At 45.7% G+C, this 12,592-nt stretch carries 10 protein-coding genes and 1 pseudogene; 2 read left to right on the top strand and 9 right to left on the bottom strand.

All coding sequences use genetic code 11. The features are described 5' to 3' along the window. Positions 1 to 106: 106 nt before the first annotated feature. Positions 107 to 775 carry a glycoside hydrolase family 127 protein gene (locus tag STSP1_RS10440; RefSeq protein WP_085756274.1) on the bottom strand — a complete coding sequence of 223 codons (669 nt, stop codon included), beginning with the start codon at positions 773 to 775 and terminating at the stop codon, positions 107 to 109. 121 nt (positions 776 to 896) lie between these two features. On the opposite strand from STSP1_RS10440, the gene STSP1_RS10435 reads away from it, so the two are divergent. Together STSP1_RS10435 and STSP1_RS10430 are read left to right on the top strand one after the other, a co-directional pair. Then, positions 897 to 1,313, top strand: a complete 417-nt coding sequence (locus STSP1_RS10435; RefSeq protein ID WP_085754961.1) for a hypothetical protein — start codon at positions 897 to 899, stop codon at positions 1,311 to 1,313. After that, positions 1,301 to 2,128: pseudogene (locus tag STSP1_RS10430) on the top strand (IS3 family transposase); the annotation flags it as partial. The gene STSP1_RS10435 and the pseudogene STSP1_RS10430, both read left to right, overlap by 13 nt. Here STSP1_RS10430 and STSP1_RS10425 read toward each other — a convergent pair. The 8 genes from STSP1_RS10425 to STSP1_RS10390 form a co-directional block, all read right to left on the bottom strand. Further along, a complete protein-coding gene (locus tag STSP1_RS10425) occupies positions 2,092 to 3,390 on the bottom strand; it encodes a beta-L-arabinofuranosidase domain-containing protein (RefSeq protein ID WP_085756273.1) in 1,299 nt (432 codons plus the stop codon). The pseudogene STSP1_RS10430 and the gene STSP1_RS10425 overlap by 37 nt on opposite strands. Before the next feature lie 213 nt (positions 3,391 to 3,603). After that, positions 3,604 to 5,775 carry a LamG-like jellyroll fold domain-containing protein gene (locus tag STSP1_RS10420; protein WP_085756272.1) on the bottom strand — a complete coding sequence of 724 codons (2,172 nt, stop codon included), beginning with the start codon at positions 5,773 to 5,775 and terminating at the stop codon, positions 3,604 to 3,606. A gap of 47 nt (positions 5,776 to 5,822) precedes the next feature. Further along, positions 5,823 to 7,955: a LamG-like jellyroll fold domain-containing protein gene (locus STSP1_RS10415; protein WP_085756271.1), complete on the bottom strand. Its 2,133-nt coding sequence runs from the start codon at positions 7,953 to 7,955 to the stop codon at positions 5,823 to 5,825. 341 nt (positions 7,956 to 8,296) lie between these two features. Beyond that, positions 8,297 to 9,097 carry a family 1 encapsulin nanocompartment shell protein gene (locus STSP1_RS10410; RefSeq protein ID WP_085756270.1) on the bottom strand — a complete coding sequence of 267 codons (801 nt, stop codon included), beginning with the start codon at positions 9,095 to 9,097 and terminating at the stop codon, positions 8,297 to 8,299. Between the two features lie 2 nt (positions 9,098 to 9,099). Beyond that, the gene (locus STSP1_RS10405) at positions 9,100 to 9,471 is read right to left on the bottom strand and encodes an encapsulin-associated ferritin-like protein (RefSeq protein WP_085756269.1); all 372 of its coding nucleotides are present in this window, start codon (positions 9,469 to 9,471) and stop codon (positions 9,100 to 9,102) included. 128 nt (positions 9,472 to 9,599) lie between these two features. After that, a complete protein-coding gene (locus STSP1_RS10400) occupies positions 9,600 to 10,820 on the bottom strand; it encodes a glycosyltransferase family 2 protein (protein WP_085756268.1) in 1,221 nt (406 codons plus the stop codon). A gap of 12 nt (positions 10,821 to 10,832) precedes the next feature. Beyond that, the gene (locus STSP1_RS10395) at positions 10,833 to 11,687 is read right to left on the bottom strand and encodes a metallophosphoesterase (protein ID WP_085756267.1); all 855 of its coding nucleotides are present in this window, start codon (positions 11,685 to 11,687) and stop codon (positions 10,833 to 10,835) included. Next, on the bottom strand, positions 11,680 to 12,522 hold the full coding sequence (locus STSP1_RS10390) for a serine/threonine-protein kinase (protein WP_085756266.1): 843 nt from the start codon (positions 12,520 to 12,522) through the stop codon (positions 11,680 to 11,682). The genes STSP1_RS10395 and STSP1_RS10390 overlap by 8 nt, the downstream gene beginning before the upstream one ends. Positions 12,523 to 12,592 lie beyond the last annotated feature (70 nt).

The following is a 12,592-nucleotide window of genomic DNA, read 5'->3' as shown; positions in this document are numbered from 1 at the left end:
AAGCGATTAGCCAAAGGTGAAATTATACAAAATAAAAAACTGCCGCAAGCTCTCACCTGCGGCAGCATTATTTCTAATAGAATTTGCTTAGAACTACTCAGCTTCCTTAATCCTGCTTTGATTCCATTGGAAAGCTTGTGCGGCGAAGGACCGTTGAACCGATTGGCTTTAGATTCACATTAACAAGCTCGCCCTCTTCATTAAGCATTTTGCCTGAGAGCTGAACAGACGGCTTTGCCCAAGGGTGCAAATAATCGCCCTGAATCTTCTCACAGAAGAATTCCGGTTTGCGGGGAAGCTTATAATTCCACCCTGTTCGGTCTGTCGCCTTTGTGTCATACACCTTGCCCTCCGGCAGAAGCTCCATCTCATAGTCAATGGGCAGAACATAAACAAGGGGACCTCTTTGGAAATAATACTGTGAATCGGGATCATCCTTGATAATATCTATCGGAAAATCAAACGAAACAGTAAATTTATCGCCGCTTTCCCAAGTACGCTTAATCGTGAGATAATTGCCTTTACGGTGGAACTGCTTCGCGCCGGAGATCTTCACTCCTTCGGCTGCTTCAGGAATACGCAGAGACAGAGCAAACTCAACAGGTTTCTCAGGAGAAACAGCAAACTCAATCTTATCAGAGAACGGATAAGCCGTTATCTCTTTAACCTGCACCTTCGTTCCCTTCACAGATGTATTAACAGTGCATGGGCCTAATAGCTGGGCAGTGAGCCCTTCTTGGCTTCTCATCCACATACCTTCAACATAATAAGGCATAAGGCGTCCTGCATTGAGGGTGCAGCAGGCAGCAACTTTATGGAAGGATGCGTATGCTGTCTAGTCCTGAGTATAGTTGACAGATATCAGAATAGATGTTAATTAAATTTCAGGAATATTTATGAAAGACAAAAGACCTACAGGCACTCGTTATAGTGAAGCATTTAAGTTGCAAGTGGTAAATGAGCTTGAATCTGGTAAACTCTCATGTATAAATGAAGCCAATATTCGTTATGGAATAGCAGGAAGCCACACCGTTAAGCGTTGGCTTAAGAAATACGGCCGAAACCATTTAATACCAAAGAGGATACGCGTGGAAAGACCAGATGAACATGACCGGTTAAAGCAATTAAAAGCAGAGAACAAAGAGCTGAAAGAAGCTCTCGCAGATGCTTATTTAGAAAAGCTTGTAAGTGATTCTCGATTTGAAGTTACCTGTGAGCAGTTTGGCTTGGACAGTGAAGAAGTCAAAAAAAAACTAGATACGAAACGGCACACAAGGCTTACAAAAGGGCTTCAGAAAAGGAAGAAAAAGTAACCATAACTGAAATATGCTGCGCATCAGGCATAAGCCGCCAGTATTTTTATAAGACTCGTAAAGTGCGTCAAAAGCAGCTTATTGATGAGGCTTTTATAATGGATTTGGTAAACCAGGAGCGTTCCTTGCAGCCTCAATTAGGCTGCAGAAAGCTCTTGTCGCTGATATCTGAGGACTTATCAGAAGCGGGGGTTAGTATAGGTCGAGATCGGTTTTTCGATTTGATGGGCAAGTTTAATAAGCTGATCAAGCCTAAAAGACGCAGCACCTCAACGACTAACAGCCGGCACAGGTTTCGGGTCTATAGTAATAAGCTTAAAGATATGAATCTGCAAGGCCCAAATGAGGCAATTGTAAGTGATATAACTTATATACGCACCGATCAGGGTTTTGTCTATCTTGCTCTTGTAATGGATGCCTTCAGCCGCAAGGTCATAGGTTATGATTGCAGTGATAGTCTTGAGGCCGAGGGTTGTTTAAGAGCCTTGAACCGAGCATTGAAGCAGATCCCCACCTCAGCAAAGGCGGTTCATCATTCCGATCGAGGCTGCCAGTACTGCTGCAATGCTTATATTGATATGCTCCAAGAAGCTGGTATTGGTATCAGCATGACAGAAGATAAACATTGTTATGAAAATGCTAAGGCAGAGCGGCTTAACGGAATAATGAAACATGAATATGGTTTGTGCAATACCTTTGCGAAAAAGGAACATGCCTATGAGGCAGTAAAACAAGCGGTGTTGCTTTATAATACCCGCCGCCCGCATGCAGCATTAGGCTATCGAATACCAGAGGCGGTGCACTTGGCAGCGTGATATATTCCTCCGTTCCGGTCGCCCTTCGGGCTCCCTCCACTACGGAATATATCGTTAAATCGTAATAGAAAAGAGAAAAGAAAAGTGTCAACTTTAAACCAGGACTTGACAGCATGGCGCTGTCCGTGGCCCTCTGGGGATGCGGCAATTCTGTTATCCGTACTTAAATAAGAAACGCCTTTTAGAACAGGCAAACGAGCCCCCTGACCTGCGTTTAGTGTCATTTCTTCTGCAATCTGAGCAACTTCAGCCTTGCCTGTTAAGGCAGTAAGTTTTGTGAGCGACTGGACTAATTCAGCAATCCCGCAGTACTCATAGCCGGCATCCGCTGTGCCGGGGCTGCCTTTAACATTCTCCGCACATACCATCGCCCCGCTCGGGGTGAGGTGGTATTTGAGCTTCTCAAGAGCCCTGTCTGCGGCCTTATCATACTTCTCATAATCAGTTAGAGAAGCGATAAACTGCGGAACAAAGAACCCCTCTGCTATATGAGCTCCGTGTGTTTGGAAATATTTGTTGCTCAGGAGGATATCGGTTTTGAGGTCATCGTCTCGGGGCGTGCCTGTATTGAAATCGTTGTAGAGCTTTACAGCGTAAGAGGAATATTTCTCATTTCCTGTTTCATTATGGAGATACCAGAGCGTATCAAAGAATCCAACTCCATGGCTTGCACCCCCTTTTTTTGCATTAAAATAGTTTCCGGGGTCTTCGGCTATGGTTAGATCAACAGCCTTTTTTACCGCATTAAAGTATTTCTGATCTCCTGTAAACTCATACCCTGCTATAAGAGCCTGAAAAATTCGGCTCTGAGTCCAAAGCTCACCATTCAATCCGGTATGATTGAAACGGGTATTCGGCTCGTTTCCTGCCTTGTAGATCCCGATGTATTGGTCTTGAGCCGCCACGATCTCATCAAGCCATTCAATCGCTTTTTCCTTGTAGGCATTATGACCGGAAAGGAAGGCCATACGCAGAACACCGTCTTTCCAGTAGCCCTCGTGCTCGCCGCTCCACCAGCATTTAAGGCCGTAATATCTTTCTCCGCTGATTCTATCCTTTTTGACAAACAGATTATGGGTAACTGTATGGTTGACCTTGTCATACTCTCCGTAATACCCTTGTTCAAGGTCAAGACGCATCTGCTCTTTTATCCAGCCTTCGGGCTGAATTTCGCCGCCTTCCAGAAAATCCAAGTCGCCAGCAAAGCAGGGCATCATCAGAGAACACAAAACAAGAATAGTTAGCTTTAATTTTGCCGCCATTTCATAAATCCTTTTTATTAAACACTATTAGGTTCACATTACGACACTTAAACCGCATTTCTATCTTACTCTCTATATCCGCTGAATTAGTGTTTTTACGAAATGCTTAAAAAATATTCCGAAAGAATCTTGTACTGTTTATTATTTGGATACAAAAAAGAGCCCCCTGCTTAGAGGGCTCTTTTAATGTTGTTAAATTATTTTTGGCAAGAGTTAATCGAGCTGGGGATAAAGGTTAGATTCGTTCCAGTCTATGGCCATCATAGCGAAATCAGCCAAATCAACCTTGCAGTCTCCATTGAAATCGAACTGAAGCTCTTGAGAATACGGATCCTTACAGAAACCATCCTGACCTGTAATATCGTAATACTCCTGAGCAATCTCTTCGGTTGTGAGTGCGTAGTTGTACATCTTGATCTCATCGAACACGCCGTAGGTAGGACGCCAAAGAACGCCTTCCTCATCACGCCTATCACTCATAAGCTGAACGGGAAGTTCAGCCCTGCCAGTTTTGTAAGGCTCGCCTTCTACAACCAGAGAACCGTTAACATACAGCTTACCCTGCATATCTTCGTTGTTCACTAATGCTACATAAGCCCATTCACCTGATGTAAGATAGTGTGCTTCAGGCGCAGTAACAGGGTTGTAATTGGGCTGATTGATATTAACCTGCCCATCAGAGCCGAGACCAAACCACCAGTTATCTTCAAAATCAAGATGTTTTGAACAAACAAGGCCTGTCCAATCTGTAGGAGTTATCTCAGGGCCTGCCCATTTGAGCCACAGAGTAATGGAAATTTCATCAGTAAACTCTGCTGGAACAAATGGCTCAGTCTCAGCTGCCACGAGCGCATTAGGCTCTGTATCAAGTGCCTGCCCTGTCATATCAGGGTTAACGCCGTCAACCCACTGACTTGCCAGAGGCGTGGTGTTCGGGTCTGCGTGATGTTCATCGCCAGAATAGTCCAGATAATCGCCGTCGAGAGGCCAGTAGCCAATCATACGCTTCACGCCAAGTCTGGCAGAATCAGAATCGGCATTTCCGTCAGCGTTGCTCGCGCGGCAGAAATATTCGCCCTGATCGGCCTTTTCAATATTCCCAATAGTAAGAGTTGAAGTGTAATTATCACCGTGCTGGCCGCTGGTTATAGTTATATCGGGGTCGCTGTCATTGAGGAGGATTTCGGGATCTCCTGCCTTCACCCATTCAACAGAGGCAGCCGATTTGCTGGTAAATGCAGCATTGAAAGTTAGCTCAGAGCCCGGGAAGTCTGCGGCGTCCTCAGGTGAGGCTGTGATAGCAGGTATCGCAGGTAGAGCCTCGAAATGCCAGACAGGGCCAAGGATGTTGCTCGCAGAGCCCTCTGCTGCCCCGCTGATCTGCTCTTCCACCTGCCAGTAGATCTCCTCGCCCAGGGCGAAAGATATTGGAACCTGCATCGGATCGCTGCCGGCAGGGATAAATGCACTCACCGCTTCAACATTATTACTCGGGTCTTGTGGGTCGTAAGTGGAATATGCTGTAACAAAATGGCCGGTAACATCGGGATTGGGGTTAGAAGTGTCAGCCGGGTCGCCGGCAGTATCAAACTGAAGCGAAGTAACAGCAGCGGGGTCAACATTTACTGCCCCGTTTGCAGGCACAGGATTCCTCGGAAGCTGCTCCATATCGATAACATCATTAAAAATCTGTCCTCGCATTTCCATCCCGGAGGTGCCGGCTAATGTGTCAGAATTACCCTGCACAAGCAGCTCAGGTATGGGGTCTTGGGGGTATCCAAGGCCGCCGTAATCAAAGCAGTTTCCGCCGCCTACCGGAGTAGAACCAAGGAAAGTTACAGAAGTATCGCCTGAGAGATTCGCAGTGCCGGATGTTCCGGTAATTGTTTCGGTATAAAGCCGGCCGTTGATTAGCACAATCAGCTCGCCTGTATTTGTGTTGAAAGAAGCCACAACCTCTGTTTCAACATCCGGATAAACAGGAGCCATAGCAACTGCTGCTGTATTGTCTGATGCGTCGGTATCATACAGGCCGTCGATTGAACTGCCTGTCCCGCCTATTCCGTTAGCACCCTTTGAGGCGAACGTAAGCATACCATCACAGATATAGATTCCGTTGCCATAATGCACGCCGCCTACCTCAAGTATAACGACAGGGCCGTCTGTTTTAGTGGTATCAGATTCGGACGGGGTGAATTTCGCAGCAAAAGTGATTGTGCCGGAGCCGGTTATGCCCCCCATATCATCGGCGTTGCCGCACTGCCTTTCTGTATAATCGACCATAGCCTGCGCATCATCAAATCCGGGAACAATCGCCCCTGCAAAAAGTGATGATGAAACAGAAAGACAACATATAAATACAAGAATTTTATATATATTCGTCATTTTATATTCTCCATAAAAAAGTTAGTATTTGCTATCTGAACCGCCGATTACTCAGCCGCTGCAGTGAATAACATATTATTCAGCCAGTCAACTGATACCGCAGCCAGATCTTCAAGCCCTACCTCACAATCACCGTTTATATCGTAAGCGAGGTTTTCAGCGTCTGGATTAACGCAAATCTGTTCGCCGGAAACGTCGTAATAGATTCCGGCAATATCTTCAGGGCTCATTGCATAGTTGTACAGACGGACATCATCCATAACAGCCTCAATCATATTATCTAAAGAATTTTGGAAGGTACAGCCAAGTATAACAGGGCGGGAGGTATCGTTGATGCTGTATCTTCCCGGAACTGTCTGGGCTACCTGAGAGCCGTTAATATAGAACGTTCCCACTTCGTCTGCTGAAGAGGTGAATGCAATATGCACCCACTCATTCGGAGAAATCTGGGCGAACTGATAAGCATCATATCCAGGAGCATTTACCCTGAGCAGGCCGTTTCTGTTGTCCAGCTCGAGAAACCAGTTGTTGGCTGAATCATCATTAGAGCAGAAAATACCGCGCCAGAGCTCACCGTAATCATCTGTGCCAGGCCACTTAAGCCAGAGAGATGCGGTGATTTCATCTGTATATTCAGCAGCATTGAAGGGCGCAGTTTCGCCTGTTGTTTCCCTGTTGTCAATTGTGCTTAATGCTTGACCAGTTTCAGATAGAACTACTCCATCAACCCACTGCGAAGGATCGGGATCTACGTAAGGGAAAATGTCATGGCCTTCGCCAGAATAGTCCTGATAGTCTCCATCAAGAGGCCAGTATCCAACCATCCGCTTAATACCAAACGCCGCAGAACTGGATTGGGTATCGCCCTCAGCATTAGATGCAAGGCAGTAGTAGTAACCTTGGTCTGCAATTTCGGCATTATCAATTGATAGAGTTGAAGTGTATTCATCGCCGTTTTGAGCGAGCTGAATCGTTACATCCGGATCGGAATCAAGCAGCTCGGTATCAGGGTCGCCCTCCTTGTACCAAGAAGCGCTGGCGGCTGTTTTGCTTGTAAAGGTAAATTCAAATACCGCCTGTTCGCCCGCAAACACAGCCTGATCTTCCGGCTGAGAAACAGCAGCAGGTACAGGAGGAAGCGTTTCAAAGCTCCATACAGGCCCTGCTATATTAGCTGAATCACCTTCTGGGGCTCCGCTGACCTGCTCTTCAACTCTCCAGAAAACCTCCTGTCCGAGAGCAAGCTCGAATGTTTCAGGGGTATTGATGGGCACAGTAATAGGATCAGTATCTGCTGGAACAAAAGTTTCGTACAGCGGAGGAAGCCCAAGATTTGGATCGCCGTTCATGCCTTGATAGAATGTAACGAAATGACCTGTTACATCGGGGTGCTGCGAACCAGCATTTGCCGGATCTTCAGCAGAGTCAAAGCTCACCTCTGAAATAATATCAGAATCGATATTAACAGCTGATGTTGCAGGAGATGGATCGTTAGCCATAAGATTCGGGTTTATATCAATACCAAAAATCTGGCCTCTCACGGGCGCACCGGGAACACCATCAAATATCCAAGTGTTATCGGTATTAAGCAGAGGATTATCAGGGCTGCTTAGCCCGCCCATATGAACAGACAGAGACTGATCTCCAAGAAACGCCACTGTCTGATTTCCTGTAAGATTATCAGAACTCACGCCGTTGACTATGTAGCGGATTTCGCTGTTTCCGTTTACAGAAGTCAATACCATACCTGTTTCCAGATTCAGCGAGGCATAAACATTATTTTCCTGCCCAGCTATCGCTTCTCCCATCTCTACAGAAACAGCCCCGTCACTTCCGTCTAAGTCGGTCAGGGGTCGTGCCCCGTAAGAACCGCCTGTTCTTAGAGCAAATACAAACTCACCGTTGCAGATGTAAATACCGCTTCCGTGGAGAGTTCCGCCGGTTTCGATTATTACAACCGGTCCGGATTCTTCGGTAACATCCAGCTCGGAAGGAGTAATCCGGGCTGCATGCGTGATAGTGCTGCCGGGATTTAATGAGGTAATATCCCCATTTGCACCGTCTTTAGCAGCGGTGTAATCCACGAGAGCATCGCCGTCATCGAACCAAGGGACGATATCCCCTGCCATGGCGGATGCCGCAAATAAACAACAAAGAAAGGTTAAAAGCACTTTTTTCATAATGAATGCCTCCGAAAATAATTTAATATTAGAATTAAACAGCGCTTCTGCGCCGCACCAATCATCTGTTTGAATGAATAGCTGAGGATTAGCTTCTTATTGTAAGCAAAACAAACCAACTTTTTAGATTCTTTTTTAAGATTAGATTTAGTTTCCCAAAAGACTTATCTGTCTTCCCTAAGTATAAATCACTAACAAAGCAAATTTTTTGCAATTTTTTTTATTTTTTTCACAGAAAGAAAGAGGGCATAAAAAGAGCCGTTAATTTTGGATTTTATGCGCATAAAAAAAGCTGCCGAATTTTCTCCGACAGCTTAGAATTTCTGTAAAGATGTTTAGATTCAGCCGAGCACTACAGCAGCCTTAGGTTCAAGAACCCTGAAGGTAAAAGATTCTGTTATAAAGAATTCTACATCGGTTTTATTGTGGCTTGCATATCCCACAGCAAAATCCTTTCCTACAGTGAGCTCAAAATCCCCGCCTCTTCCAGAAAGCAGAATCCCGCCTTCCACGGCCTTGGATAGTATAATCTCTCCGCCATCGAGAAGGTCTGAAACTGTTCTGTGAGGTGGATAGCCGCCGCCGGCAGCTCCCATCAGCTCGTAATACTGATCAGCAGAAAGCACGAGATTGAACGGGCCGGTAATACCTGCTGATGTAAGGGCCTTAACAGCCTTCGCTGCAGCGGCAGGGTATTTAGAAGCAGATTCAGGAAGTTTGATTTTATCGTGCTCGCTTGCATCGATAATGCCGGTAATGCCGGCTTCTTTGAATCCCTGATAAATCACTTTATCCTCAAAAACTGCTGCCTTTGACGCCACTTCCTGTACAGGGTCGAGGTCAACGTCGCTTGAGCCGCGGGTAAGGTTATCGATCTCCATCTGCTTCAAAACAAACGGCTCACGTACCTCTATGAGGCTCTGTGTTTTTCTGATTCCCCAGCAGAGCTGATCTTTGCCTTTGCTTTCAAGCTCCAGCCTGCCTGTGTTTACTGCACCAAGCTCCCAGCCGTATGGGCCGTTGAAATCCACCACTCTTCTGCTGGTGATCACGTTTCTTATAGCATCTGCTGCTTCGCTGTCTATTTCAGCCCATGCATTTTCGCTAACGGGCGCAAATTCTCTTTTTAGTATAGTAGGCATAATTAACCTCCGTTCTTCATTGAACCAATATTAAGGCTTGAACCATCACTCTTTGCTGCCTGCTGGTCTGCCCCTTCTTCTGCATCTTCGATTTGTGTTACAGGTGCAGTTGTGTTGAGGTAGGTTTGAAGCTCTTCATCAAAGGCAGGAATCTTCCTTCTGAGCCACTCAGTAAGCATAGCGGCATGCTCGAGCTCTTCATTTCTGTTGTGTTCAAGAATTTCTTTAAGCTCGGGGTCTTTCGCACAAGATGCCCTTTCGCCATACCAGTGCGCGGCTTCAAGCTCTTCCATAAGGCTTGAGATAGCTCTTCTCTCCTCAAGGATTTGCTCAGGTAAATTTTCCACAGGTTCGTGGAGACTTTCCAGCGCCATATCTTTCTCCTTTTCCAAAAATTTTTTTAAAATTAGTTGTTTTTCAATTAAATAAGGTTACCAAACCTGTATTTACAGTCAACAAAATTACTTCAAATCAATAATTTTTGTTCAAAAAAAACAGTATTCTAATTTCTAATTCTCTTTGCCCTGTATGCACTAATCATTTTATAACGAACCCCCCTCCATGTTATAGTTCGCCCGAAGGCAGATACAAAAAGGAATACAATCATAAAAAGCGAAACTATGCTTGAGAGGGTGATATCATAGATTGAGTATTTCTGTATATCCTCGCGGTATCTGTAGAGCAGGTTCTGCATTGTTTTCTGTCTCCAGTATGCCCGAACTGACATCGCAGCGAAAAAAATCAGTGATGTGCCGAGGGCATAGTAAGCTGAAGGGAGCGAGTTTGCAAGGCCGTATATCCCGTATATAAGAGCCCCCCAAGAGCCGCAAACTGAAAAGAGCGAAGCTATAACACCGAGAAACCAAACAATAGGTGAGGTAACGCGGGTTATCATCAGCTGCCTGTAGATGAAATCGAAAAGCCTTTTCCAAGTGAATGCCTCGTATGAGGCAACCATACAAAGCGGGCTGTATCGGATTCGGTATCCAGCTTTGAGCACTTGAAGACTTAGGGTTAGGTCGTCGCTTACGCAGGTCTGCCAGATTTTATGCAGATCAAGCTTGTAGAACAGGTCTTTACGGATTGCCATAGACCCTCCCCATGCCTGATTGAATCTGCTTTTACCGAGAATCTGAGCAACTTTCGCATTCAGTATTGAGAGAAAAAGCACAGGAATGTTCCCATCTATTGGAATAAACCAGCGATAACCGGTACTGGCGCCCACCTTCTTCTCCTGCTTGAGCGGATGAACAAGGCTCCCGAGCCATTCGGGAAGAGGCCTTGCATCTGAATCAGCAAAAGCGAGCACCTCAGTATCTTCGGGCACAAACTTCAGGGAATGAAGCATATTGTGCGTTTTCTGACAGGCATTTTCTGATACCCCCGCAACTCCCACCTGCACACTGAGTGCTTTTGTTTGGCCTGCAAATTCCCTTTTCAGCCTGCTGAGCACAGGGAAAGCCGGGTCATCTTCGCTTTCCACTACAAAAGAAAGGTGATAGTTTGGGTAGGCCAGTTTAAAGAATGCAGAAATATTTTTCTCGAACTCAGTATCAAGCCCCTTGCAGGGGATAGTGAGGTAAACATTGGGGCGGTAATCGTTCAGGCTGTCCTTATCCTTTCGCTTGAGGTTATGCTGATTGTTTCTTCTGATAAACTCAAGAAAATAGAGCTGCGTAATCACAAACACCAAAGAAACAGTCTGATACCATTCTATGTGCACACTTTTACCTCATTAAAGGTCGTTCAATCTTTTTACAGATTCGACAACTTCAGAGAACTGATATTCTCTCGCCAAATCCAATTCGCAAATACAGCCGCTGCTGTGTTCAGTGGTAATAATAACGGCATTCGGCGGAGAAATCAAATACCCTTCTGGGTAGTTTTGGTGTCCAAGGATGAAAAATTTCGTATTTAATTTTTTTGCGAGCTCTGTAAGGAATTCTGTAGAATGCTTTTTGCCCCATGTAAGAGAGTAAACAGAATTCGGCCTGTTCATATCAGAGATAAGCAGAGGACGGGAGAATACATCCTGCTCGAATTCATCCTTAAATCTTTCCATAGGCAGAGAATGGCTGATAAAAAATCCATTCTCGGTTCTAACAGCAATAGACTGATAAAACAAAAGCTGCTTTATGGCAAGAAGCACATCCTCCCATTGTTCGGAGAAGGTGTTTTGGAGGCCTTTTTCGAACCGCTTGCGCATCTCCTCGCCTGCCTTTAGGACATCCGAGCCTGTAATTGTGGAACAGTCGTGATTGCTGAGAATCATATGCACATTTTCGGGGAAGGCTGTTTTCAAATCGCACACCTTTTTGAGCAGCCTGAAAGACAATCCGCCACCTGAGGCATCCTTCGGGCCTCCGTGGACGATCTCCTGAATGACAAGATGCGTATCGGGATTATTCTCGAGATCCGCATATTTCTTTATTTTGTCAAAAGCGGGGTCGTAGCCGTGGAGATCACCCGCCACAATCACGCGGCCTTTCTCAGGAAGCTTTATTATATTCCCGTCTCTCACTGCCTGATGCCTGTTGAGGGCGCAGGCCTCTTTGAAAGACGCTATATACTGCTGAGCGGATTTATGCATTTTTGCCGTTCCTGTTTGCAGCTACTGTTTTTATCATATCATCGAGCCTCGAAATCAAAAGGTGCATACCTGAAGGCCTGTCTGCAGGGTTGGCATTAACGCAGTCCATAATGAGATTCGAGAGGGTCATTGGAATTTTCCTGTAAATCTTGCTTGGGCTTTCAGGCTTTTTGGATTCCTCAAAACCAACGCCAGCGGCAATATCGTTTTGCTTTGGCAGAACAGTAGGCACTTTTTTGCCCGTTAAAACCCAGTAGAAAGTTGCGCCGAGATTGAAAACGTCTGTACGGTGGGTAATAGGCTGCTTTCGCACCTGCTCAGGTGCGATATAGTCCGGCGTGCCCTGCACTCTCGCTTTCACTGTGCCAACTGGGCAGGACTGGCCGAGGTCTATAATCTTTATCTCGCCCTTGCCCATATTTACGAGGATATTGTTTGGCTTTATATCGCAGTGTACGAATCCTGAGCGGTGCATCTCGTTTAGACCGATAGCGGCCATACGGAATATAAGCATCACATCTATAAGGCTCAGCCTGTTCATACTGTCCAGAGGGAGGCCGTCGAAAAGCTCCATTGTCATAAGAACTTCGGTGGTTTTCAAGAGCTTGCGTCTTTTTATCACCCTGTAGCATTTTCTTATGTATTGATGGTCTATCTGCGATGCAACCTTGAGCTCGGTATCCACCTGCTCGACAAAGCGCATATCATCATTCTGCTCCACAAGGACACGTTTCAGTGCTACGACATCGCCTGTCTGGTTATCCTGAGCTTCGTAAATAGTGCTCTTGGCACCTGTGCCGAGAGTTTTTCTTATAGTGAATCCGGGTATTCTCATATCAATGAACCAGAAAAATCCGAAAAGCGGGAAATTATACCCGGCTTAACGGAGGTGTCAATCTGTTTGC

The sequence above is a fragment of the Sedimentisphaera salicampi genome, from assembly GCF_002117005.1.
Lineage (GTDB): Bacteria > Planctomycetota > Phycisphaerae > Sedimentisphaerales > Sedimentisphaeraceae > Sedimentisphaera > Sedimentisphaera salicampi.
The sequence above is the reverse complement of the archived record's forward strand: the minus strand, read 5'-3'. Positions and strand labels throughout refer to the sequence as shown.